Source organism: Paenibacillus agaridevorans (assembly GCF_018604145.1).
In the GTDB taxonomy this organism is placed as follows: Bacteria; Bacillota; Bacilli; order Paenibacillales; family Paenibacillaceae; genus Pristimantibacillus; species Pristimantibacillus agaridevorans.
This window is the reverse complement of record NZ_CP075889.1, coordinates 1,747,406-1,773,439: the sequence shown is the minus strand read 5'-3', so window position 1 is coordinate 1,773,439 and position 26,034 is coordinate 1,747,406. Positions and strand designations below refer to the sequence as shown.

The 26,034-nt window shown below is 45.2% G+C and carries 16 protein-coding genes; all 16 read right to left on the bottom strand.

Annotated features, from left to right (window positions below; translation table 11 throughout):
• Positions 1-458: 458 nt before the first annotated feature.
• The 16 genes from KJW29_RS07070 to KJW29_RS06995 all read right to left on the bottom strand — a co-directional run bounded on the left by KJW29_RS07070 (position 459) and on the right by KJW29_RS06995 (position 25,718).
• Positions 459-3,050 carry a GH116 family glycosyl-hydrolase gene (locus KJW29_RS07070; RefSeq protein WP_214629247.1) on the bottom strand — a complete coding sequence of 864 codons (2,592 nt, stop codon included), beginning with the start codon at positions 3,048-3,050 and terminating at the stop codon, positions 459-461.
• Between the two features lie 49 nt (positions 3,051-3,099).
• Complete coding sequence (locus tag KJW29_RS07065) at positions 3,100-3,264, bottom strand: hypothetical protein (protein WP_214629246.1); 165 nt, start codon at positions 3,262-3,264, stop codon at positions 3,100-3,102.
• Positions 3,265-3,462: 198 nt separating this feature from the next.
• Positions 3,463-8,253 (bottom strand): CBM96 family carbohydrate-binding protein, encoded by a 4,791-nt coding sequence (locus tag KJW29_RS07060; RefSeq protein WP_214629245.1) that lies wholly within the window; start codon positions 8,251-8,253, stop codon positions 3,463-3,465.
• A gap of 108 nt (positions 8,254-8,361) precedes the next feature.
• Complete coding sequence (locus tag KJW29_RS07055; protein WP_214629244.1) at positions 8,362-9,993, bottom strand: response regulator; 1,632 nt, start codon at positions 9,991-9,993, stop codon at positions 8,362-8,364.
• On the bottom strand, positions 9,974-11,701 hold the full coding sequence (locus KJW29_RS07050; protein ID WP_214629243.1) for a cache domain-containing sensor histidine kinase: 1,728 nt from the start codon (positions 11,699-11,701) through the stop codon (positions 9,974-9,976). Before KJW29_RS07050 ends, KJW29_RS07055 begins: the two co-directional genes overlap by 20 nt.
• Positions 11,702-11,881: 180 nt before the next feature.
• Positions 11,882-12,712, bottom strand: coding sequence for a carbohydrate ABC transporter permease (locus KJW29_RS07045; protein WP_214629242.1), 831 nt, complete (start codon positions 12,710-12,712; stop codon positions 11,882-11,884).
• Positions 12,713-12,737: 25 nt separating this feature from the next.
• Positions 12,738-13,631, bottom strand: a complete 894-nt coding sequence (locus tag KJW29_RS07040) for a carbohydrate ABC transporter permease (protein WP_425517499.1) — start codon at positions 13,629-13,631, stop codon at positions 12,738-12,740.
• A 21-nt stretch (positions 13,632-13,652) separates the two neighbouring features.
• The gene (locus KJW29_RS07035) at positions 13,653-15,047 is read right to left on the bottom strand and encodes an ABC transporter substrate-binding protein (RefSeq protein WP_214629241.1); all 1,395 of its coding nucleotides are present in this window, start codon (positions 15,045-15,047) and stop codon (positions 13,653-13,655) included.
• Between the two features lie 761 nt (positions 15,048-15,808).
• Complete coding sequence (locus tag KJW29_RS07030) at positions 15,809-17,398, bottom strand: class I adenylate-forming enzyme family protein (protein WP_214629240.1); 1,590 nt, start codon at positions 17,396-17,398, stop codon at positions 15,809-15,811.
• A gap of 177 nt (positions 17,399-17,575) precedes the next feature.
• Positions 17,576-17,719, bottom strand: a complete 144-nt coding sequence (locus KJW29_RS07025; RefSeq protein WP_214629239.1) for a hypothetical protein — start codon at positions 17,717-17,719, stop codon at positions 17,576-17,578.
• A gap of 54 nt (positions 17,720-17,773) precedes the next feature.
• Positions 17,774-20,971 carry a fibronectin type III domain-containing protein gene (locus KJW29_RS07020; protein WP_214629238.1) on the bottom strand — a complete coding sequence of 1,066 codons (3,198 nt, stop codon included), beginning with the start codon at positions 20,969-20,971 and terminating at the stop codon, positions 17,774-17,776.
• 319 nt (positions 20,972-21,290) lie between these two features.
• Positions 21,291-21,986, bottom strand: a complete 696-nt coding sequence (locus KJW29_RS07015; RefSeq protein ID WP_214629237.1) for a hypothetical protein — start codon at positions 21,984-21,986, stop codon at positions 21,291-21,293.
• Positions 21,987-22,470: 484 nt separating this feature from the next.
• Complete coding sequence (locus tag KJW29_RS07010; protein ID WP_214629236.1) at positions 22,471-23,496, bottom strand: aminoglycoside phosphotransferase family protein; 1,026 nt, start codon at positions 23,494-23,496, stop codon at positions 22,471-22,473.
• Between the two features lie 278 nt (positions 23,497-23,774).
• Positions 23,775-24,236: a GNAT family N-acetyltransferase gene (locus KJW29_RS07005; protein ID WP_214629235.1), complete on the bottom strand. Its 462-nt coding sequence runs from the start codon at positions 24,234-24,236 to the stop codon at positions 23,775-23,777.
• 143 nt (positions 24,237-24,379) lie between these two features.
• Entirely contained in the window at positions 24,380-24,832 is a 453-nt protein-coding gene (locus KJW29_RS07000) for a GNAT family N-acetyltransferase (protein WP_214629234.1), read from the bottom strand.
• Positions 24,833-25,295: 463 nt separating this feature from the next.
• Positions 25,296-25,718, bottom strand: coding sequence for a GNAT family N-acetyltransferase (locus KJW29_RS06995; protein WP_214629233.1), 423 nt, complete (start codon positions 25,716-25,718; stop codon positions 25,296-25,298).
• Positions 25,719-26,034: the final 316 nt, after the last annotated feature.

The following is a 26,034-nucleotide window of genomic DNA, read 5'->3' as shown; positions in this document are numbered from 1 at the left end:
CATAGTACCCGTGGGTAAAGTCGTATTAGTTTGATACGTGCTTGGTAAAGAGACGCTATGGAATGCGTGTTAAAATTGTCCATGACCAGCTTGATTTTTGGGGCTTGCGGATAATTAATAATCTCCTGCTTTCACGCTCTGGCGCTTATAGCAGAACTTTTCGGACGTGCCCGTTAGTTGAACAAAAGCTGCCATGTGACTGTTCCGAAGGTAATCTTCATCCATAGTGCATATGTAACAGCCTGGTATGTGGTTAATTTTTCTGATAAAGGCTTCTCGGCTACGTTGCATAAGAATGAATTAGATGAATAGAGAAATCCCCGCGATCCCTTGCTATTACTGGGTTCACGGGGATTTTTGTTTTTTAGAGATTTTGCAGAGAATGCATACTGGTGAATCTACATGAGTTAGAATACTTAAATCCTCTGCTTAAATGGAAATAGTAAAAAGAGATTCGGTCAAATGGTGATTGTTATCGATTCATCTTCCTTTAGAATCGCAACTTCATTAAAACAAATAACAATTCCATCCCGAACATAGGATATCGTCCTTCCTGCTACTGTGATGCCCCTTATCTCTTTGCCTTCGAGTATTTCGGAGCGGAACTTGTTCAAACCGATTCGACCGTACTTAACCGAGAACTCCAATTTACCCTCATGATGAGTAAATTGTCCCCACCCTTCATTCAAAGACCAGAAAGTGGAAAAATCACTGCAATTGATAACTGGATTAAATCCGATATACCCTTCCGTCATATCATATTCGAAGCCACTTAATGCAAGCAACAGGGAATAGGAGGCCATAGATCTGACGTAATTACTCCCACATTCGAATTCATTCCATGGATTTCTGCGCTCCCCGTCGTACCGATGTCGAATCGCTTTCACACATTCTAAGCCTTCATCGATCATGCCTTCATAAATCATGTGGCATGCCGCCTGATATTCGAAGCCGTTCATACATTCATCTGCATAGGGTACGGGCACCTTTGGACTATTTCCTTTGGGCCAAGTGCTAATTAACAGTCCCTGTTCGTCGTTTAATCCGTAAATGCGGCAAGCGTTAGGATAATCTCGCAAACAATTGATAAAATTATATTTGTAGATCGACTCTACCGATTTTCTCACTTTTTGCTGGTCAATAATATAACCGAGTCCGATAATATGGGCATGCCATTGCCCCAATACCTGATCGATGTGACATCCTTCACCAATTTGATATTTAATTTCACCGAGTTCAGGATCGACTGGGAATCGCGAGTCCTGCAGATCGATCTTTTGGTAGAAATACTCACCATTGAACAAGTTATCATCCATCCATTTTCGGCCAATTTCATACATCTCCCGGTATATTAAACCGGATTTGTCGCCAAGAGCATCCGCCATTAGCGAAGCCGCAAGTAATGCTCCATGATAAAGTCCTGTAATATAAGAGTTTGGACCATAAATTTCTACGTCAAGTGTATGGTGCTGCTCGCCTTCCATCACACCGTCTTTGTCGCGATCCCACCAATCTTCATTTGTCGTATCCCAGGCATATTCCAACGCTTTCTTTACTTCAGGCCAAATACTCTTTAACCACTCCGTATTCCCGGAAATTTTCCATTCCCGGTATACTTTCATGATTCCCCCCATTTGACCGTCTGCCGCAGCTCGCTGCTTGGTACCCGTGTTATGTGATATTTCCGTCGTTGTCCGCTCAGGAGGCAGCAATAAGCGGAACGCCATTTTCCCATTAGGAAACTGAGCGGCCGAGTAATCGATGTTTCGCATCGAACGGGCCAATCCGGGAAATAAAAATGGCGTAACCTGTTCATAATTCCATACATGAGTACAAGATCCTTCGCATGAACCTTCATCCGAATGACATCCTTCGAACCCGTATAACGTACCGTCCGGCAATCGAAGCACCGTTGGCGATTTCAGAATCGAAATGTTTGCGGATATTGCATCAAGTACATACTGTGGAAAACTAGACTGGAACAGCAATTGTTTAAACAAACTGGTCTTTTTATACAAGCGATCATAATTGGCAAAAATATATTTTGACGTTTCAGTAGAGTCGGCAAACAACAAACTATAATAATTTTTCCAGCTTGGCATTGTACAACTAGGCTCGCGGCACCCTTCTCCGGGATTCCAATAATTTATATAATTTGGAATATTCCACGAAAGAATAAATGTGAACATTCCTTTTTCACCCGGTGCAAGAGATTTGTGGTTACTAAGTAAACAAACGTCGCGCCGTTTCTGATGTGCCCTTTCATCATCCAAATTTCGATCATATGGATAGAATCGTTCTTGAAACTTCCCAGGTGTCGTGAAGTCCTTCCAGAAAACAGTTAGATTATCGAACCAGCCTCCCCGATACCAATAACTCTGGTAGCTGATGTCTTCTCCGTCTGTACTAAGCGTTATATCTCCGTATTCCGGATCGTCTTCCTTGTAGGAATTGGAATGAAGTTTAAATCCTTTGAACGAGTTTTGATCAAAATAAGTGTTTATTGCCCCTTTTTTAAACGGATTTGATACATTTCCAACTAAACTGATATCGAGAGGTTCAAGCGTTCGGTTGCACACTTCAAAAGTAAAGACCGCTGCGGGTAATGATGAATCTTTATCATTTAATGGAATCAATGGGTTGAACGCTGTTAATTTAACAGTGACAGGATCTCCTTCGTCATCATAAGTAATTTCAGCGAAAGGAAATTCTCCTTTGAATGACGTGTTACTGAAGTGAGGAAACCCTGACATGTTTTCTCTTCGCGGACCGTAACCGTAGCCTTCATAGACGCCCCTACCTTCCCCTGTATAGGAAGGCAGTTGGTCTCCGTGGAGCACCTTGGCCAATTTTACTGAACCTTCAGATTCCGCTTTGATGGCAAAGAACGAAAAACCGTTATGACTCATTTTATTGGGACGGTTAAATATTTCCCAGTCGATAAGTCTTCCATTCCCTGCTAAGCCAATGCAGCCACTGCCAATCCCACCAAGCGGGAAAGAAATTTCTTTCGTACGGTAGCCTTCATAATTAAAATATCTGTTTGTCATATCCGTACCCCCATAATAGTTCAGTTTGGAAAAATCGTGTTGCTTGTTTTTACTTTAAATCTCTATCCAATAAATCTTCACGTAGCGGAGAAAACGTATCTAGCAGTGCACCCGGCTCAAGCGCTTTGCAGCCAAGTGCCTCCATCGCCTCACGAAAAAAGGGACTTCGAGCACTTTGCTTTAGAAGCTCAAGCTTATGCTTATGCTTATGCATTACACCCTCCTTGAAATCAGTCATATTGGTTATTTTACCTAGTAGTCGGTCATCAAGGAATGAGGGAAATCAAGCAAGCTAGTGAGAGAAATCGACTTTATTCAACAGTCCAACGGTATATTAAATCAGAATAAAAAAAGACCTGGCGCGCATATCTCGAACCAGGTCTTTTTTTATTTCAAATCTTAAGAATAACCTTTATTGCGTAATGATCATAAGCGGACGGTTGGCAGCCGTCGCTTGCTCTTTGGAGCCGTAAATGATGTCTCCGGCGGAACCGACGTTGGTCGGCGAATAAACGCCGATACTGATTTTTTGATCGTTGAGCAAAGCATTGTTAACCAGGGTCGTTACGTCGATTTCAATTGGCGTTCCGACGGACATCGATGACCAGCTGGACAGAAGAGTGCCTGCAGCGGGTCGATTGCTCCATGTGAGGGTCGTCTCTCCCCATGTATTATTGGCGATATAATGGGCTCGGTTTGTTGTGCTTGACGATCCGACGCTTACGGGAATCAACCTGATTTTGGCGCTCTGCACCGTCCCCGTCAACGAGGACAAGTCGAAGCGTAGAAACGATTCCCGATTAACGCCAGACGTACTTTTCTTGGTTACAAGCCCCGGATCCGATCCATAATTCGTGCTTGGAGTTCCGTCCCGAACAAAAGTATCCGCCTCCGGCTGGAGCGTAATCATATTGATCGGGTCTGCGATTTCCTCATTCGAATTTCCACTTTCGCCAGCTGTGCTGTAGGCGGATACGGCAAAATAGTAGGTCATGCCGTTTGTCAGTCCGGTAACCGTTCCATTTGTCGCCATGCCCATGTCGACAACGTTCGTATAGCTGCCCGGCGTGGTCCCGTACTTGACTTTATACCCTGTAGCTCCTTCGGCCTGCGACCATGCCAATGAGATTTGTCCGCTTGCTACGGGTTCAGCGCTGACCAGGATTGGCGCTGCAGGCACGATAGGCTCCGCCTGCGTTATGATCAATTGCGGACGGTTGGCAGCCGTCGTTTGCTCTTTGGAGCCGTAAATGATGTCTCCGGCGGAACCGACGTTGGTCGGCGAATAAACGCCGATACTGATTTTTTGATCGGTGAACAATGCATCGTTAACCTGGGTCGTTACGTCGATTTCAATTGGCGTTCCGACGGACATCGATGACCAGCTGGACAGAAGAATGCCTGCAGCGGGTCGATTGCTCCATGTGAGGGTCGTCTCTCCCCATGTGTTATCAGTAATAAAATAGGCTCGGTTTGTTGTGCTTGACGATCCGACGCTTACGGGAATCAGCTTGATTTTAGCGCTCTGCACCGTCCCCGTCAACGAGGACAAGTCGAAGCGTAGAAACGACTCCCGATTAACGCCAGACGTACTTTTCTTGGTTACAAGCCCCGGATCCGATCCATAATTCGTGCTTGGAGTTCCGTCGCGTACAAAAGCATCCGCCTCCGGCTGGATCATTATAATCATGTAGGCGCTTTCCTCATTCGAATTTCCACTTTCGCCAGCTGTGCTGTAGGCGGATACGGCAAAATAGTAGGTCAATCCATTCGTCAGTCCGGTAACCGTTCCATTTGTCGCCATGCCCATGTCGACAACGTTCGTATAGCTGCCCGGCGCGGTCCCGTACTTGACTTTATACCCTGTAGCTCCTTCGGCCTGTGACCATGCCAATGAGATTTGTCCGCTTGCTACGGGTTCAGCGCTGACCAGGGTTGGCGCTGCAGGCACGATAGGCTCCGCCTGCGTTATGATCAATTGTGGACGGTTGGCAGCCATTGTTTGCTCTTTGGAGCCGTATATAATATCTCCAGCATGACCGACGTCAATCGGCGAATAAACGCCGATACTGATTTTTTGATCGGTGAACAATGCATCGTTAACCTGGGTCGTTACGTCGATCTCAATTGGCTTTCCGACGGACATCGACGACCAACTGGAAAGAAGAGTTCCTGCAGCAGGTCGATTGCTCCATGTGAGGGTCGTCTCTCCCCACGCGTTATTAGTGATAAAATGGGCTCGGTTTGTTGTGCTTGACGACCCGACGCTTACGGGAATCAATCTGATTTTGGCGCTCTGCACCGTCCCCGTCAACGAGGACAAGTCGAAGCGAAGAAACGTTTCCCGGTTAACGCCGGACGTATTCTTTTTCGTAACAAGCGTTGGATCTGTTCCGTAATTTGTCCCTGGGGTACCGTCGCGAACAAATGCATCCGCATCTGGCTGAAGCACAAACATAATGATCGGGTCTGCGCTTTCCTCATTTGAATTTCCGCTTTCTCCTGCTGAACTGTAAGCGAATACAACAAAATAGTAGGTCAATCCATTCGTCAGTCCGGAAACCGTTCCATTTGTCGCCAAGCCCATGTCCACAACGTTCGTATAGCTGCCCGGTGCAGTCCCGTACTTGACTTTATACCCTGCCGCGCCTTCGGCATGTGACCACGCCAAAGCGATTTGTCCGCTCGCTACGGGTTCGGCGTTGTTTAAAGTTGGCGCTACAGGAGTGGTAGCCGCCCCCAGATTGAAGCGGGCATGGAACGTCTTTCCTTTACTTCCATTCACATTTACGGAAAACTTAATGGTAGGACTGAGTTGCGTAACCGTAATGTTAGGATCGGCGTAGAGAATGCCAGACGAGCTGTTATTGATTTCAAAGTTGACACTCTCTGGATTTGATTGTGTCGGGTCCGACACGTAAATATCTACCGCATCCGTTGTTTCGTTAAGCAAGACGGAAGCTTTGTTATCACTGGTAATGGATCCAACCGTTTTCGTCATCGTATTCCAGAAGTTCACGGCAAGAAGATTCAGCGAATTTTCTTGTACGGCCTGCGCTTCAGGCGAATTTTCGACGATCGTAAAATCCGGATCGCTCGCAAACGAAGCCGTTTCGGTAGCCAAGAAATTCGGAAGAATCGCATAGGCATAAGTTGTGTCCGCCGGATCAATACCATGATCAAACCAGAACGTCTCGTAGTTGTTAGAAGTCAATGCCGAACTGGAGCTGCTTTGAATACTCCTCCAGGAACCTGTTCGGGTTTCCCTAACTCCTTTAAGGGACGTCCCGCCCGGGAAATAATAGCCAATATTTGCCCCTGGGACGTTGCCCTCCAGGTTCAACCAATTTACGCCGGAATACGTCTGCGTTCCTTCGGTTAAAGAGGTCGATTGCGCTGTACCATCTACGATGAATGCATTGTTGCCGGTCGCATTCAGTTTCCGATTGTCGACAATCGTTTCAATTCTCCGCCCGGATGTACTTGAAATGCCCGCCCCGAGAGCCACAACCTCGTCATCGAACAGGAACCAAGATTTTTTCCCAGTCAGGCTGCTATTGTACGCATTCCACTGCATCCCTACAGCGCCGTAAGTTCCGTCGGAGACGCCTCCTACCCAATCATGGCTTGTCGTCGTGCTTTGACCAGCTGCATTTGCCAGTGTTCCAACATCCACGGTAGTTCCCGGCAGACGGTATGGATTCACGGTCGGCCAATAATTGTCATTGTACTGGCTTGAATCCGCAGTATAAACATAAGTAGCTCCGTCACCCATATGCCATCCATGCAGGTTATCGCCGTTTAAAGATTCATAGCGGGAAATTCGGCTGGACGACATCGCGATTCCGAAACCATAGCCAGAACTTAGATGGACGGCACGGTCCGCTTGCGTGTATATCTTGTTTTTGATCAGTTCACCTCTCGATACTACACTTGAATCATTCATTAATAGTGTTCTGGCCATTACGATATAGAAAATTGGGCTCATCTGCATAAAGTTGAGATGCGTATCAGCGTTGATCCAATATTTGACCATGCTTTTGTAAGCATTGGCGTCCGAAGATGGAGCAAATGTGCTCAGGAGCAAAATGGTCCTAAGCGCAACATGACCATAGGCATGATCATCTGCGCCGCTATATGAAATTGTGCGTCCACGTGCCATGTCCATAAGAGCACCGTTATAAATAATCGGTTCATAAGCATCATAAACCCATTTATATACGTTGGATGCATTTTCATCCATAATCTCCCACGTGGAGCCGCTCAATAAATACATCATTTGGACGATCAGCGATAAAAAGGTTGTCCCATAATTACCGTTATACGGGTGATTGGTATGCATAATAAATGAACCGTCCGGATGCATACCGGCCCCTCCGTTCACATACTTGAAGACGTTGCTGGCTCCATTAGTCCTTGTCGACAAGGTAGTCGCATCGCTAAGACCATCACGCCCTTGTGCCACTTTGGCGGCATCCTTGATAATAATGCCTCTGAGGGCAACAATCCAGCTCTTCTCCACGCGATTCGCGCCGTTCGCCGTATTGCCGTTCGTACGGTTCGGGTCGGGTGCAAAACGATTCACCGCATTCATATAATTGGTGATCTGTGTAGGCAGCAGTTCGTCGTACATTAGTACGACTGCATCCTCCAGGTTGATCGGCCCGGACATTTCCCAATGATACCAGTTATTATAAGCAGATGTTCTTTCATTATATCGGTTGGTGTACATCCAATCGAGCGCTTCGATGATATCTGTTTTTAAAGTTGCATTGTGATAGAGGGGATTGTATCCTGGTGAGTTTACATTGGATGCGCCCGGTGTTTGATAGGCAAGTGCCATCGCCCGGATGCGGCGAAAATTATTCACGATATTCGCCGATACCGTTGTTCCTCTCAAATCCGTCCACAAACAAGCACATGAATCCCGGTTTGCACCTGTTTGTAACGTATCCCAATAGCCGGTGAAAGAAGTATTCTGCACTTCACTTACAACATTGCCAATCTGCGCGGCGATATCCGGATCGTCGGCATCAGCAACGCCGCCCGTGAGCATATCACTCCACTTTTGTCTTAATAAATCAAATTCATCCATAACCTCATCCGCAGCAAATGTCTGTTGAGGATTGACTGGGGAAAGAAATGAAAACAGCAAAACAAACGTCAACACATAAATGTACATTTTTCGTAAATTTTTCAACATAATGCCTCCTTAATCGAAATAACTACAATTAAAAGCGGTTACAAAACTATTGTGGCGTTAGTTCTCCTTGCAATGTATTCTAAAATTCGACTACGTATTTGCCAGTATTCAATCTACTTGCTCCCGTCCTGAATACTGCTGACGGAACTCAGATGGTGTGAGTCCCGTATGTTTTCTGAACAAATCGCTAAAATACCTTCGTCCAAGGTACCCTAACATCTCTGAAACTTCTTGAACGGGGACGCCATCAATAAGAAGTCTTTTGGCTTGTTCTATCCGCTCCTGGGTGACAAACTGATTAAAGGTCGAACCTGTTATTTTTTTAAACAGGTTGGCGAAATAACTTTCGCTCAGGTGGACCCGTTTGGCGCAATGCGACACGATCAAATCTTCATGCAAGTTATTGCGAATATAATTAACGGTTTGATCAATAATCCGATTTGCCTCATTTCGGTATAACGCTTCAATTCGCTCGCAACCTTTGACGCATATTTCGATGATCTCCGATTTTAAACCTAAAAACGATGTCGAACTCGAACGAATGTCCTGCAACTTTTTTTCAAAAACAGTTGTCTCATTGAGAGGCAACTTCTCTTGCAGCGTTCTAAGCATCATAAATCCAAGCTCGCAACAGATTGTCACCAACTTAGCCGGCTCAGGTAGAGGTTCAAGGATCGAGAGACGAACAAATAAGCTCTCAAGCAGAGATATAGCCCGCAGCTTGTTACCCGAACGAATTGCCAGAGATAGTTCTTGCTCTTCATCGTGCGAGTATAACGTCAAGTGCCGCTCCGTGCTGATTGCATCGTTAAATAGAAAAACCCCATTACCACCCGTGTAGAAATGAAAGGAGAGCGCCGCAAGTGCCCCATCGTACGAGTCCGATAACTCATGGATTTGCCCCACTTCTCTACCTATTCCGATCGATACGGTATATCGGGTATACCGGTTAATATGATCTCTGCACAATTCTGCCAATGATGATATATCGATGAGCTCGGGGACATTAAATACGGCCACGAAACGATTCCAGGATTCCCGAAACACTACCCCGTTCGCGTGTGCGAGTATTGTCTCCTCCACAATGCTTTGCAAAGCATATCGAGTTAGTTCAATTTCACGAATCGAGAATGATTTGCACTCGTCACCGAATCGGTCGATTTCAAGCACCATTACCGCAAGATGTTCTGGCTCCAAATTGACCCCCAAAAATTCCAATCGTTTGCGGGAGTTGTCCCGATCCGATTGATGTCGAATGAGCAACTGGAAATATTCTTGCCGCAGCACTGGCATGCTTTCTTTAATTTTTTGTTCCATTTGTACCAAGTTGTTGGCTTTTTGGCGCTCATCCTGCAATATTCGCTTCGCTTCCAACACTGCATTCTCGATTTGCCTGAGCGAGAAGGGCTTTGTTATGATATCAAGCGCTCCAAGCCGAAGTGCCTGCTGGGCATATTCGAAATCGGTAAAACCGGTAATAAGAAGAACTTTGCTTTCCGGAAGCAGCTGTTTGACTTGTTGCGTAAGTGTGATCCCGTCCAGCCTCGGCATGCGGATATCGGTCAAAATAATATCCGGTCTGCAGGATTCAATCAGACGCAAGCCGTCTTCTCCATTCTGGGCCTTCCCACAGATCGTAATGTCATGACTCTCCCAGTCTATTTGGGTGGCGATTCCTTCTGTCACGCTTCGAATATCATCTATTAGGATCATTTTTACGCTACCCCGAAGCTCTTCCATCCCGATCACCCTTTGTAAATGGTCTACCTGCCAAATCTGCATGAAGAGGAACGACAATCGTTATTGTCGTACCTATGCCTGCCGTACTACTCATGATCATTTCCGCTTCTAGACCGTATTCAAGAAGCAGACGCTGTTTTATATTATCAAGTGCATATCCCTTTAAAGAAGAACTGTCGGGAATCGGCTGAACCTCTTCAGGTTCCGGACTCATGCCGCTGCCGTTATCCTCTACAACCAACTGAATATGCGTTCCCTCGCTTATAACTTTAATCGAAATGATTCCGCCTTCATTTCGATCTTTGAAGCCGTGTAAAATGGCATTTTCGACGAGGGGTTGCAATAAAATCTTTAAAATCTGGTGCTTTATATCGATTTCCTCCGCCACATCGATCCGATATTCGAACAAGTTTTCATAGCATCGTTGTTGAATAATCAAATATTGTTCGACATGGTTTAGTTCATTTTCGAGCGTCGTCATTTCCCGACCTTTATTGAGGCCAAGCTGGAACAGCTGGGATAGCGAGAGAACCATTTCCTGTACGTCGTCCAATTGCTTCATCTGGCTCTTCCAGTAGATGGTATTCAAAGTATTGTAAAGAAAATGGGGATCAATCTGTGCCTGCAGCGCTTTGATTTCCGATTTACGCTTCTGTTTTTCGGCATCCATCACTTTGTCAAACGAACGCTCAACTTCCTCAAGCATGCGGTTGAATCGGTAGCCTAACTGCGCAATTTCATCCTGCCATGGACTTTGGTATCGGACGCTTAAATCGTTAAGCTCAACCTTAATCATGACTCGCTGCAAATCTTTAAGCGGGTTCAGCAGAAGCCTTACAATCCATTGCGTTATCGAATAACAGGCAATTAAGCAAGCCGCAATAATCAAGAGAATAGAGTACTTCAGATCGTCGGTTTGTTTCAACAACTCCGCTCTGGGAATAACGCTGAATAAAACCCAATCGCTTACTGTACTTAATCTTTTATAGTTCACATATACGGCTTGTCCTGCGAGAGCGGTTTCAAACTCACTGTTATTGCCATCAAGCGCATCCAGAAAATCAGCATTTCCGATAAGTTCCTGAAACAATTCGGGGTCGCCGCGCAGCACTTCTTTTCGATCCTGGGAAACAAGAAAGATTCTTCCTTCTACCCCGTTCAAATTCTGAAGAAGATAATGCATCAAGGCTTCTTCCTTGATATTGACAACGAGGTAACTTTCTCTAGTCATGTCATTCATAACGCCTTCTGTCATGAATGACACAACTGCCCGCTCGTTGCTAAAAAAGGGGTCTTCATGTCCTTCTACCCATATTTCACGATGTCCCCCGTTACTTTGCAGGAAGCGCTTGTGCAGATCCGAATTGACAAAACTCTGTCCTTGCATTCTGAATTGTGAAATTTGATAATATTCGCCTTGCGGGGTACTCAACAAGACGGTGTCGATCAGCGGCTCAATCAGCTTCAGTTGAACAAATGTCGACTGCAATCTGGACTGATGCGTATAATAATCGCTGTACTCCGAATTGTTGTCTAACCCTAGCGCAAATCGATAATCCGTGTTGAGCATCATGGAGAAGACCGAAGTTTTTATCTTGTTCAGCTTTTCATCAAGCGCTTGAGAAGTTTTGTTAAGCGTTTCTTGGCTGAAGCGATAAGCATTTTGTTCGGTTGTGCCAACGGCGATCCGATAAGTCAGAATTCCCACGACGGTAATCCCCAAAGTAACGACCAGCGAAACGCATAAATAAACCCGCATGCGGAACGATAGCCGATGATAGACTCTCGTTTTCAATCGCGCTGCTCCTGTCTTGTGAAGTTTATATATGCCTATGCTACCATATTCCTACTTCTTTCGACACAATTTAGTGATAACTCACCTGGTTCGCTACCCTTTAACCGCACCCACATTCATTTGCATAAACGTTTTGTTTGCAAGGAGATAGACAATCAACATCGGTATCATCGAAATACAAGCCCCAGCCAGCATATAATGACTATTCATCGCCCCGCCGAACCCGTACCGAAGGTTCGCAAGACCGACCGTAAGCGGCTGCAGTTTAGGCTGCGACATCGTAAAAACAAGCGGCAACAAATAATTATTCCAGCCGCTTCGGAATGCGAACAAAGAAACGACGCCGATTGCAGGTAGGGATAGGGGTAATATGATACGGGTATATATATAGAAAAAACTTGCTCCATCCATCATAGCGGCTTCATCCAGATCTTTGGAAATCCCCTTGATAAAAGCAAACAAGATAAAGAAAGTAGTTCCTCCTGCTGCCGTCATCATGATAATCAAACCGATCAGTGACTTCTGAAGATTCAGTGAAACCATAAGTTGATACGCTGGTTTCAATGTGATGGCGCCTAAGTGGATGAACATCAAGAAAGAATAAACGGCAAGCAGTGGCTTACGGCCAGGAAATTGCCGGCGGGCGACAGCATAGGCAGCAAGAGAGCAAACCAGGACCGTCGTCATTGTTGAACTAATGCTGTAGATAAGGCTATTCCAGATATAACGAGAAAATTCAGCATCAACCCAAGTGTGCATGTAGTTTTTAAACTGCCAGGTTTGCGGCAAGACCGAAGTTCCTGCTGTCAGTTCCTGGTTGGTTTTAAACGACCCCAACATGGCCATGACAAGCGGAAATAGGATCAGTGCCGCCACTCCGAGTAGAAACACCCAGACAGCGATTTGTCCGTATACTCGTTTCATTAAAGGATCACCCCGGTGCTCTTGTTCAATAAATATTGTTCAGTTTTCTTGTCAAATATAAGTAAATGCCTGTTAGTACCCCTACCAGAAGTGACAGGAAAAAAGCGACTGCCGAACCGTATCCGATATCCTGCGTCACCGATTCCCCCGTAGCCACTGGGAAAAGTAACTTGAACAAGTACAAGAACATCACCTGCGTTTTACCGACGGGCCCTCCACCTGTCAAGACCATGATCGCTTCATAGCTGTCCAGAGCGTTCATAATTGCAATCATCATGATAATGTTGAGTATCGGTCCGAGCATCGGGATCGTAATATAGCTGAATTTTCTCCATCCGATGGCTCCATCCAATTCTGCACTCTCGTATACTTCTTTTGGAATGCCTTGGAGTCCGGCCAGAAACAACAACATATAATTGCCGATTCCGCCCCAAGCCGCAATGAGGATAGAGGTAAGCATCGCATATTCGGCTCCGAGCCATTCCACTCCGGACAAACCGATCGTTCTCAGAAGCTGATTCAATAATCCATTGTACGAATTGAAAATAATGTAGAACACAACAGCCATAACAGCTGTACTGAATATCGTCGGCATAAAAATGATACCTCTTAAGACGTGGCGTCCGCGCAGCTTTCCGTTTAAAATGACGGCCAGAACAAGGGCAACTGGAATTGTCAACACCAATTTGCCTGCGGCGTAAAAAAGTGTGTTCCAGATAGACATCCACAGGTCATGATCATGCCAAAGCCTTGTAAAATTGTCGAACCCGATATATTGAGGCTCGCCGTAGCCCCTATAATCGAAAAACATGTATCGCAATGCCCACAGGATCGGATAAATGCCGAGCGCCATCGTTAAGATGACGCTCGGTGCAACGAACATGTGAGCTTCGATATAACTTTTCCATCTTCTGCTCACTGTAACTGCCTCCCAATGGCGTTATTTGCCTTGCAGCGATTTTGGATCAAAATCAGGGATCACGACTTTTTTGGTCGTGCCGTCAGCTACGCCCTTTTCCAGTGCGGAATTATAACGGTCGTTTACGGTTTGAATAATTTTGTCCAGATCTCCGCCAACCAGTATATAAGCTCCGAATTCATCCTGCCAAGTTTTCCCTTCAAGTTTAAAAGCTTGAGGACTTAACGGCCAATTTGCATCGTACTTCGTCAGCAAAAAGTTTGTAATCCCCGCGATATCGGGAACTTTGGCCGTCTCGGAGATACTCGGCACAACGGACAGCCCGTACCCCTGTTCATGGTAAGCGGTTTGCATATCGTCGCTATACATATACTCAATGAATTTCCACGCCGCGTCCTTATTCTTCGATTTACTGCTCATCGAAAGCCAGACTCCGCCGCCCGGGCCGGCAGTTCCTTTTGGTTCCCCGCCATCTATCGTCGGCATAGGAGCTGCATCCCACTTGATTTTTGGCGGGAATTGATTTTTGTAGACACCCGCTTCGACCGAATAGGAGATGTACATCCCAATTTTGCCTTCGGCGAACTGCGCACGCATCGGGTCCATATCAAGCGATTCGGAACCCGGCAGCGTGCTTCCATCCGCTTTCATCTGACGGAATGCCTCAATTAGAGGTTTCCAGCCGGAAAAATCATATTTGCCCGACTTGTAATCGTAACCGTCTGACATTCCGTTCAAAGCTGCCAATGGCGTCATGGAACGGTTAAGTGCGCTTGACGAACTCTTATAGGGAAGCGACCAGCCATATATGCCGTCATTTTTGCCGACTTCGGTAATTTTTTTAGCCGTCTCTACCATCTCGGCCAACGATTTCGGAGGCGTAACCCCAGCCTTTTCGAAGATGTCGACATTATAAATCAGCCGCAAAGTTGCGCCGGTGTTCGGGAACGAAATGATGTTTCCGTCAAACATATTGTCGTTTTCGTTGAATAGTCCGTCGAACTTTTTCTTAAATTCGTCCGTCATATAACTGTTCAACGGCTCATAATAACCTTTTGCGTTGAAATCAACGGGAGTAAAAGTGCCAAACACGTCTGGCGCCTGATCGCTGGTAAAAGCCAGATCCATGGATTGGGCATAATTCTCAGCCATCATGGTCATTTCCACTTCAATATTGTCGGTATTCGATTCGTTGAACTGTTTGATTTTCTCTTGGATGAAATCGGCATCATGGCGCTGAAAAGTCCAGTAAATTAGCTTTGTTTTTTCAGCTTTCGCACCCGTTGAAGGTGCACTCGAACTTGGCACTGGTTCCGGGCTGCTTTTCGCGGGGTCTCCATTTACTGCGCAAGCCGATAGCCCTGCAGCCATCGCTAAGCTGAGCAATACGGTTACCGGTTTCTTAATCTTTTTCATCTCTGTTTTTCCTCCCTTTTGATTTGGGTAACAAGTGATTTCCACTTTATCTTACAAGGTTTCCAAGGAAAATGGAGTGCAACAAAACGATGTTCCAAGAGCAACAATTCTTTGATTTCAAAAAAAGTCAGATAAAATAATGTAATTCGTCTCACATACAAACACGCACTTTAAAATTATGAGTTACTTAGTTGAACCCGCTTTTTATTCCGAAAATAATATTTATTCCGTTGTAAAACTGTTCCGCTCTGCTGCACCATTCGAGTCTCCGGATTGTTGGAGGTAACGTGTGTGAATATGTGCTAATTCTGCAAAAAAAAGATGCCCATAACAAGAAAAAAACCTTATGATTAGGGGAGCAGGCAGTCCTGTCCAAATCCTAAACATAAGGAGTTCTCGTGGGCAAGGATACTACACGAGACCTGAATCCGGGCATGTTGGCGTGGCGTTTGCTGCCGAACATATATACAACGGATCCACAATATCTACATGTTAATGATCCTTGGACCAAACGTTCATTACAGTGCTGGCATATTGCGGGAGCATTTTAACGAGCCTTCAGCGTTTGATTCCCCACAATCGGTACATATCTTTACTGCCATTATGCAAAACCATCCTTCGTTTAAAACTGTAGTTGGTTGCGTAGATTCCTTCTACTACTAAAACGTATGATATAGGATAAGGTTGTGCATTAACCTGGACTCTACTCAATAAAAGCGGCTGCTGATCTTCTGATCGGCTCCAGCTTTTATTGTTTTGAACTATCGTTCTCCGAGGGAGCTTAACCCTTCGTATATAGATGAGGATAGTTGTTTGCGTAGCCGCTTTTTGTCTACCTTATCTACAGCAGTCCGAGGAAATTGATCTAGAATGAAAAGATGAGTTGGCCATTTGTGCCGCGCGAGACTCTGTTCGCAAAACGTCTGCAGCTGTGCCAAGTCCAAGCTACCTCTGTCCTGAAGAACTACGCAAGCGACGAGCGCCTCACCTTCGCCGGAAAGTGGGAGTCCGATGACGACTGCATCAATAACCATTTCATGAGATGCAATCACCTGCTCCACTTCAGCACAGTACACATTGGAACCGCCTACAATAACCATATCTTTCAGGCGATCCAATACATAAAGGTAGCCATCAGCATCTAGGCAACCGACGTCTCCTGTGCGGATCCAGCCATCGAACATTGCTTCATTAGTCTCTTTTGATTGGCGCCAATACCCTATCATAGTCTGCGCACCACGAACAACTATTTCACCGGCCTCGTTTACATCCGCCTCCCGGTCATCCTCTGCGATGATCCGAACTTGAAATGCCTGTTCCCCCTGAGCAGCTAGATCAGCTGGACGACCTACTGATCGAAGACGAATCGGATCGTCCAGATGATGTTTGGGAAATGATCGGCTGATAGACATTCCGCATTCCGCTTGCGAATAGTTGTTGACGATTATTGCATCTGGGAATTGCGCAATCGCGTCCCGCAAGGTTTTTGGTGGAATGATAGACCCACCACAACCGATCACTTTCAAGCTTTGCATATCTTTACCGGTTGCGGTTACCTCGCGGATAAGGTCGCGTAGCAGTTGGCCGACCGTACTGAGATGCGTAATCCGGTCGCGTTCCACGGCTTCCATTATGCTGCACACATTTGCCGGATAATCATCCAAAAAGACCAAACATCCTCCAGCAGACATGGTCGCCCACAACTGGAATTGTCCGACAAGATGCGAAAGGTTAAGCACCAGCACACGACGTTCAATATCATAACCAAAACCAGCGGAGGGAGTAAACTGATTCCAGGCTGTCATGCCTCGATGCGAATGCATTACCCCCTTGGGTCTGCCAGTTGTTCCGCCTGTGTAGATCAGAACGGCTGTTTCATCTACATTTCGCTTGCAACCCTCATCTGGAGATGAATCAAGATCCTTCTGTATTAAAGAACTCAGCATAGGGGAAGTAGAACCTACTTCAGTGGAGAACAGTCTCGGAGGATTCGAGAGTAGTTGTACCGTGGAGTTAGCTGAATCGGCGTGACGATTGTCATGGATAAGGATTTGTGGTTCCGCATCCTCAACAATGGCTGTGATTTCAGGTACAGCTAACAAAGGAGACACCGCCAGCGGGATGGCACCGATCCCAACCGAGGCATAGAGAGCTACAACAAGTCGGGGATCAGGATCACCGAGAAAAGCAATTCGGTCACCAGGACGGAGTCCCTCGGCATACAGGGCATTACTGAGTTGTTCAGCATGGCGATGAAGTTCCCCATAATTCATAATCTGGCCGTGGCGTAAAAGAGCTGGCGCCGCTGGGTACAACCTTGCAGCCAATGGCAAGCGTTCAGATAGTAGCATGATATCGCCTCCAATATTTAATTTTTCAGGTATGAAAACTAGGAATAAGAAGATTATACCTCAAATATGGGAGTTTCTTGGAATCAGGTTTTCCAATCAAATCCATCAGTTCTCCTGATAAGTCCGCTCCTCTACCAAGAAATCGGTTACCGCCTATGATGTTGAGCTGCCCGTTAGTTAAATATCAGGGTGAAACTCCAAGTTAACATTTGCTTCATTCCATGATGTTGGTGTCCATTGGGGAGCTTCATCAGCCAGCTCCTTTCCTAACTTTCCAACAACCAAAAAAAATCCATAATCGATAAAAAAGAAGCTGCTCAAAGGTTTGAGACAGCTCCTATATGGTTCGAATACACCTTAATATCCTGTTGCCATTCAGTCGACATTTATCAGCGTTACTTCTTTTTGGAAGATGACTTTCGCTTTCCCGCCGTATGGATTAAACAGCGACGCTTGTATGACTGCTGTACTGCTTGCAGCATGATTCGAAATGGAAACATTTCCGTTCAATTTCACGTTCACATCGTCGCTCCCGGATACTTTTGTCCATCTCACAATACTGGAAGGAAGCTCGATATCGAGAACCTTGAGCCTGTATTCGTGCTTCTTGCCGTTCGCCGTTATTTTGACTTTCACATCCGCTTCAGAACGGATAAAAGCAACGATTAACGCGTTAATGGCCGGCACATCATATTTCAGCTTTACCTGGAAATTATACAGCGAGGACCTTATGTCTTCAGGCTTAACATTAAGTTTGTAGAGCATCGCGCTGAGCGCATACGTATTTTTATCATCCAATACTTCAACCAGCGCTTTACTTAAGACCACGTTCATTCGATCCTTATTGACGAGCAGTGCCGCAAGTTCCTTCGGTTTCATATCCTTCAGTATATTGCGGACTGCTCCTTCTATCCCTCCTGCATTTCTTCCATCTCCAAAAAGCAGGATAAGGAAATCGTCCATCGATACATTCGGTTGGCCTACGGCCGCTGCAATCGTCTCTAGTGCCGCTATGAATTCCGGATTCGTCCGAATGGCTTCCAAATCGGACAACGGTGGATCGTAACGTAATGAACCGATAGCCTTGACGATTCGGAACAGGCTGATCTTTAGCTCGGCCTGGTCAACTGATGCCGGCAGCTTGGCGCTGATTTTGTACCATAAGGGATCGATCAGCAATTGATCGGTCGAATCGTCCAGCTCCGCGATTTCTTCGAGCAGATTTCTTACGTCTTGTATGTCCGCTGAATCGCCGGCAACGAGGGCGGCATGAAGCTTGTTAAGCCATTCTAAGAATGGACTAGAAGTCCTCACCGACAAAGACGGTCCATCCTTCGACCAATTGCCGTCCGGCAGCCCTGACTCCACCTTAAAGATGTATCTGGTATCCGGCTGCAGCACCGTTACATCATACGAATGAACGTTTTCGTTCACCGTATCTATGAGTTCCTCGTTCCTGTATATCCGGTAACCATTGCTCTCCCGGGCGGCCGACCAGGATAAGGCAAGTGAATTCCGCCCGACATCCTCTGCCTTCAAGCTGCTTCCTTCTGGCCATACAGATTTCTTGACAGTGAAGTTGCCGGAATGCACTGCTATATTTCCTTCTTTATCCGTAGCACGGATCAGAAGGGAATGGGTGCCATCCTGCAATCCGGAGGCTGGCGCGGTCACGGTCATCGACTCCACGTCATAGCTGGATTCCAGAATTTGATCGTCGACTTTGACAATCAACGAAAAGGGATCCGTCCCCGAATCGGGATCCAAAATGACAGCGGATAAGACCGGATTATTCACGGTTACCGTCTCGTCATCCGAAGGCTGCACACTTCCGATCGTCGGTGCCTTCGTTTCTTTTTTTAACGCAAATAACGTATTGTCAATCGTGCCATATTCTTGCCCGTCTAGCCGTATCAGCCGCAGTTCGGATGTTCCGATTTCTACAGGATCGCTTATTCCGTCAGCCTTATATTTACGAAAAAACAGCTTATTATCGTTATAAAAAGCGACGTCACCGTTTTCGGCTAAGTAAGCGATTATATAAGGGTAACTTGTACTGAAATTTGCAACCTGCTGCTCTTGACCGTCAGGAGCGCGAAGCCATAGCGGCTCGTGTCCGCTAACTGTTCGACGGTTATAAGCTACCCAGCCTTGATTTAATTGGTAGTCCATTCCTCTTACGCTCGACCATACCTCGTCACCTATGACCTGATCGCCATCGGGTCCGCGAAGCACCAAAGAACACGGTGAATCATAGCTAGTGGTTTTGCAAAACAGGGTATAATGGCCATCTGTTATAGTTGATAAGAGGGTTTCGGAGGTGAATTCATCCAAGGGAGTAATAGTGCCCTTGTCGTATTTGTAGCTCCCTCCAGGATTTTCCCAATTCCTGCTGTAAGTTTCAAAATAGACCTCATTTCCAATAAGAAAAAATCTGTTGACGATGAATTCTTCCGGTGGAATTGGAATAATTTCGTTTGTTCCCGTTACCAAATTCCGCAAAATAAGATCTCCATTTTTTCCGTAGAGTGCATAGTTTTTGTTTACGGGTACATCGTGTATGCTGCAAAGAAGATATTCATTTTCACAAGCGGAACTGGAAGGAAAATACCCTAAGGAATTGAGCTTACCGTCTCTCCACTCATAAAGGGCGGATGGGGCATCCATTATCCCTTTATCTAATTGAAGAGCCATAACAGCGCCGTGAGGAGTCAAAAAGCCGTATTTAAATACATCGTTTACAGGGAGATCGTAGGGAACGGTAATGATTTCACCGGATTTTCGGTCTTTGATACCCAGCTGCCTTTTTTGACGATTATCAAATAATATTTTTTCCGTGCTGACATCCAGAATATCGCCGTCCACCGTATCGACCAGTCGAAGCCACTCGCTGTGTTCCGGCCAAACCGTGAAGCTCTGACTAGCGGTTTGACCTCTAGAATCTACGGCCGTTAATGAAATATCAAGTCCCTGCTCGATATACTCGCCCAAATCTACATGCTGATCGATGCTGTTTACTCGAGTTTTTTTTTCGCTGCCATAAGATATCTCTAGTGTACAACCGTTAGGATCATCATCCGAACAGGTTGCCTGAACGCGGAGTTTCGGGGTGTGACCGGTAAAATCTGATGCAAGCTGCTGTACCTGAAGAAGCGGCTTCTCATCGTAGATGATATCGATAGTCTTGCTAACTGAACCTCCATTGGAATCCCAAGCGGTAATCAATACTGACTTTTCCCCTTTGGGTAAAGAAGAAATATCCATTGTTCCCTTCCAACAGGTATAATTTACACCGCATGAAACGAAATTCATAGTAACGTCATCAATCTGTGCCGTCACTTTTGCAATTTGGAATGTTGTATAAGATACTTTAAGTCCTATGTATAGCTGATTTCCCACTATAGTACCGTTAGCAGGAGATGTCACCGTTATTCCCATCCCATTAGTCGCCTCCGTTAAACCACTTTCGGTAACGGCACTCTGTTCCGCCGCATAGGATGACAGGGGAACGAACAGCAGCGCAAGCATACCTGTAATGAGCAAATATTGAACCTTTAATCGCAACCTTTTCATAAATGCCTCCTCATTCATCATCTATCCAAATATATATTATTATTCATTTCGAATAATAATATATCACAAAGTTCTCTTTATGAATATAAAAATGAAAGCGTATTTCCCCCGCCTATCTAGAACAAGCACGAATTAACATCACAGTGAGGTTCATCCAACAATTCGTCAATAGGATCGACCGTGCGTCGGACGCGAGACCCATATTCAGTCGCCTTCGCTTTCCCCCCTTGCCTGATTAGAGAGATTGATTATCCTACGAATTCTTCTTCTGGCAATCTCCGCACTGAAAATCTCAGACATACGTACAAAATTTCTTGTTTTATGAAGTTGCAAAAAGGAGCTGCCGCGGCTGCTCCCGCCCTCTCTCGACAGTGCTCCACTCTGATCTTGCTGGATTAAAGACATATGAGATCCAACGATCGGCATCCGAAACTTTAAACGTAGTCATAAAAAAGCTGAGCTCAGCGACTATTGCCATTCGTAGCAAATCCTTTGGACCAAGCTGCGGACAAAACGATCTCTCGCTGTCATGCAGCAAAGCAGCCTGTTCACCGCCCTTAGCTACAATCCAGCTACCTACGCTGCCTTGTTCCACAAAGTTGTCTTCATCGGCCCGCTCTTGGAGCTGCACGCCTACCAGCACGTATTCGCCATTCACCCATGCCTGAGCAGGATGCGCTTCATCCCACTCAAACAAAAGCTTCGGATCTGATTGAGCGGCTTGACTGTATAGACGTAGCTGTTCTACGTAAATCTTGTAATCCTGGCTTTGCCATAGAGTCTGTGGTTGCACGGTATCCAACTGCACAATGATTGGCTTCGATGTAACTGGAGCTGGGGTTTCTTCAGGTCGAGCGACCTCCGTTGGCTCCACTGTGGACGATACTGTATCATCTTGGTTCGTATCGCGCTGTACATTCAGCAGCCATAAGGCGCTCGCAGCTATCAGCACAACCGCAAAGCTGCAGATGAGTATAGTCCATTTCTTTTGGTTCGAGAACATCTTTTTCATCATCCTCAACGCCCCTTCGGCTCACCTTCCAACTTGATCCATATATGTAAACGACTTTTCTTGCTGGAATGTTTCTATTCATACAAAATAAAACCAAGTTACTACAGCACCTACAAATTCAGCTACTCCGATACTCTAGCGCCACCTACGTTGATATGACCCCATTCCCGTTACTCCAGCTCCCCCAGTAAGTTGCTCCTGTTTCTCCTACTACTACCACCCCCGAGCCCCTTGCTGTCTTGAGAAAATAAAGTCATAGGCTGCAGCTGTTTCATTGAATGCTAACGTTCTCCGTTAAGCGTAATAATTCTTTTTTAGTTCCTCAGCAATAATTGGAATTTTTTCAAGTGGAGACTTACCAAATCGCGTTGTCATTTCTGCCATAAAAAGCTGTTCATGGCGCTTCATTTTTTTTACGCTGCCGATTTTTCACTTATATCCTCCTTAGCCTTGAATTCAGCTAAAGTCTCCCGTTAAGTTAGGTTATTTAACCAGATGTGTCGATTAAGGGTATGGTCTTCATTTCATAGATTTTTTGGAGAGTTTGGACATGCTTCCTCTTCTCGTCATCAGCCTCTGTGTGGAGATACCCCTCCACAAGCCTATATCCGAATACAAGAAGCATGATCTCGTACACACAATGGTCGGCGATTCGGGATACATCCGCATACTCCGAAAAGCCTTTGTAATATGCAGGGATGCATCGCTGATAGTGTTCGACCATGTGATCGATATCCGGTTCATCCGCGATCAGACTTGCAAGATCCTCGCCCAGATAGCCCCATCCGCTGGTATCCCAATCGATGAGCACGATATTCCCATCAGCATAGATAAGGTTGGTTACCCAGAAGTCTCTGTGACATAAAACGAGGGGCAATTTTTCAATACGGTGAAATATCTCGTTTGCTTGCTCATCGATGTCGATGAGCATTTGCCGTACGTGCAGAGGCAATTCGCAGTCCACTGATCGTATATAATCGTAGACGACCGGCCATGACCGGTAATGCAAATACGTATTCTTCATCAGATCCTCATGACTCAGGTTGGTCAGGCTTCGCAGCACGGCGGGTTGCAGAGCATACAGCTTGCCTTGAAAGCGCCCTAGCTCCCTCGCGGCCTTTTCATACATTTCACTAGTCAAGTCTAATCCGGTTACACCATCGATATATTCCAGCCACAGCTGGTATTCATTAACTTCGGCATTGAACTCGGCATGATAACATGTCGGCCAGCGGAGGGCTTCCGAGAAAGCCGCTCCCAAGTCAGACGAATACAGATCATATTCCCGACGCCATGAACCCGGATCACCGTATCGCTCCCATTTCTTTTGGATCTTCAGTACAATACGGTACGGCAATATTTCACCATCTGCGGTTTCGGCGGTCCCCGATACCAGGTACACATTTCCCACGGTTCCGCCCTGTAGCGGCATTGTTTGGCAGTCGGCCGCGATGATATTCTTCTTGAACCGTTGGTTTAAGGCATAAATCAGCTTTTCAAGTTTAATATTCATTAATTCCTCCATCTTCTTCTTTGTCGATAAGGCAGCGCTTATTATCCTGGACATATTCGTCATCATGTAGAGCGGCATAGATACCCATTTATGAAAACAACAGCCGTTTTACCAACTGCTTAGAAGATTATATCAAATGTAATCCCTTATTTTGGGGAGAGTTTTGTTATAACTATACTACCCTTTACTTCAACGAATAACGGCAACCGATCGCGTGATCAGCTGCCGTCATGTCGTGGTGCTATCGTTCCCCGTTACTTCAATGGAATATACCGAAATCACCAATGTTTTTCCATGGCTTCTTCACATCGAAAAAAGCCGTTTCTGGAATAAAACTGAACGCTTTCGTTACTCGGCCAAAGAATAAGAAATTCGACACTTTTCTCTTTTGACCACTGTTCCATAACTGTAAGTATCTTGGTACCGATACCCTTACTTCTATAATCAGGGCGAGTATAGACGTTGGTAACATATCCGAAGTAAGGATCCGGAGACTTGCCTGGCCTCGGTACTTTATGTATTAGTTGCAAATACATATGCGATACTATATTTCCCCCAATCTCTGCCACCCAAATGTACCAATCTCCACCATTTATCGTTTTTATCAAAAATTCGCTACAAATCTTATGAAACTCTTCAAAGCTCACTATACCATTGCTGTGCTCATCTTCTGAGAATTCCCAACGCATTTGGACAAGATCATTAACATCTTCTAGAGTAGCCAGCCGAATAACTGCCATAAATGTCACCCTTTTAATTGTTTATGACTTCCGCTACATATACAATGTATTATCTTTAATTCTCCTCCTCTTTCCCTTACCCGTTGATCTAAACTTAATATGCTGAAGCGTCATAAATATCATCCTTTTAGCGTAGTCCCACCCTATAAATCCTGAGATAGTCGAATCATATCCGTACACTGAATCCCGTTCTCGTAAATTTTTTCTATGTAGTGCCTGATGAAAAACTCGATATCAACCCCAACGATTCTAAAGCCACATTTTTGATAGAGGGCTAGTTGTCCTATGCTTGAATTTCCTGTCCCTATTTCGATTGTCTTAAAACCTTTCCCTCTGGCTGTCTGAATTGCGTGCAAGACCAACTGTTTACCTATCCCTCTGCCATGCATTTCTTCCGCAACTGCAATATTCACTAATTCAACCGTTTCAGGTCTTGTTGATAAAAGTACATAAGTTCCTATAATTTGATTCTCAGTTTCAGCAATAAAACATTCCCCTCTTTTTACATATTCCTCAACAATTTTTCGAGAGGGGTCTGCTAAAAGCAACAGCTCCATTGGATAATTTTCATTTGAATTCAGATTTCTGATATTCATTTTTTCTCCTTTTAGAAAGAATCCACTTCTTTTTTTTAACAAAAATTATTCATTCGCATGGCCCTCAATTATAACTCGATTTGAAGAGCAATTATGTTGAAAGTTCCGAATCGAAGCAAGGAATGCTGCTCTCTCCAGTGCTTCTGAGGACGATGCCATAATGCCCAGAGAATCTTCCGTCACACTTGTTATATGTAAACTCCGTTCAAGCCGAATCTCTTGCCAGAATTCAAATCTTGAAAAGCAGTGGGCCGATACTCAATTTTCACTGTACCTACCTCGCAATCAAGTTTTTCACCGTTAGCTCAATCCCCTAAGGTCGTTACGGTGTATTTCTTCTTCTGTTGGTTCGAGTGGGTGAAGATCTACTTCTCGGTCAATGAACAACGGCAACCGATCGCGTGGCCGACTGCCGTCATGTCGTTGTACTATCGTTTCCCGATAGCGTAATGAAATAACTTTTCTAAGTGATTTCTTTTTTCAAATAATAATGAGTGTGCCTGCCAGCGTTATGTATCGTTCCAAACACTGCAAATCCTTGTTTTTTGTAGAAATCAAACGCTTGAAAGCTCAAGGTATCTAATTTTATAAAATCACACATCTTCTCTTTAGCAATCTTCTCGGCTTCTGACAGTAGTTTCTTTCCATATCCGAATTTCCGGTAAGCATCGTCTATGAAAAGATACTGTACCTCTAACCAATTCCAGCATATTTCACCGACCAACCCACCGTAAATGTTTCCATCAACATCTTTCAAATATAAGTTAACGACCTCATATCTGCCCTTCAAATCATCAGGAAAATGCTTCAGGTTAAATTCAATCATTTTGTTTACGACATAAGATTTGTCGGTATTGTTCGTCTCATCACATATTTTTAATTCCATGCAGAACACTCCCTCAGCCAAGCTATAGATAATAGCTTTAGCTTACCATTTAACCCCAGACTTTGGGACGTAAAGAATACTTATAATTAAGCTAAACTGCTGCCCGATGGCTGAACAACAAAAGGAGGAGCTGCCGCGGTAGCGCCTCCCTAGATAATTGAACTAAAGTTCCCCGTTAGCTTAATCTCCAATAAGAAAAATTCGTAAAGACGGGAGTTGCTCGGTTTAATTGTTGCCGCGGCGTTTTAGTGCAATATTTGACGATAATCGTTGAGAAAATCAAAAATTAAAAACGATTAATCCCGCGCATAAAATT

Bases quoted from the DNA above. Each gene is read 5' to 3' on its own strand.
- KJW29_RS07070 (WP_214629247.1), bottom strand. From the start codon at position 3,050: ATGACAAACAGATATTTTAATTATGAAGGCTACCGTACGAAAGAAATT.
- KJW29_RS07065 (WP_214629246.1), bottom strand. From the start codon at position 3,264: ATGCATAAGCATAAGCATAAGCTTGAGCTTCTAAAGCAAAGTGCTCGA.
- KJW29_RS07060 (WP_214629245.1), bottom strand. From the start codon at position 8,253: ATGTTGAAAAATTTACGAAAAATGTACATTTATGTGTTGACGTTTGTT.
- KJW29_RS07055 (WP_214629244.1), bottom strand. From the start codon at position 9,993: ATGGAAGAGCTTCGGGGTAGCGTAAAAATGATCCTAATAGATGATATT.
- KJW29_RS07045 (WP_214629242.1), bottom strand. From the start codon at position 12,712: ATGAAACGAGTATACGGACAAATCGCTGTCTGGGTGTTTCTACTCGGA.
- KJW29_RS07035 (WP_214629241.1), bottom strand. From the start codon at position 15,047: ATGAAAAAGATTAAGAAACCGGTAACCGTATTGCTCAGCTTAGCGATG.
- KJW29_RS07030 (WP_214629240.1), bottom strand. From the start codon at position 17,398: ATGCTACTATCTGAACGCTTGCCATTGGCTGCAAGGTTGTACCCAGCG.
- KJW29_RS07020 (WP_214629238.1), bottom strand. From the start codon at position 20,971: ATGAAAAGGTTGCGATTAAAGGTTCAATATTTGCTCATTACAGGTATG.
- KJW29_RS07015 (WP_214629237.1), bottom strand. From the start codon at position 21,986: ATGATGAAAAAGATGTTCTCGAACCAAAAGAAATGGACTATACTCATC.
- KJW29_RS07010 (WP_214629236.1), bottom strand. From the start codon at position 23,496: ATGAATATTAAACTTGAAAAGCTGATTTATGCCTTAAACCAACGGTTC.
- KJW29_RS07005 (WP_214629235.1), bottom strand. From the start codon at position 24,236: ATGGCAGTTATTCGGCTGGCTACTCTAGAAGATGTTAATGATCTTGTC.
- KJW29_RS07000 (WP_214629234.1), bottom strand. From the start codon at position 24,832: ATGAATATCAGAAATCTGAATTCAAATGAAAATTATCCAATGGAGCTG.
- KJW29_RS06995 (WP_214629233.1), bottom strand. From the start codon at position 25,718: ATGGAATTAAAAATATGTGATGAGACGAACAATACCGACAAATCTTAT.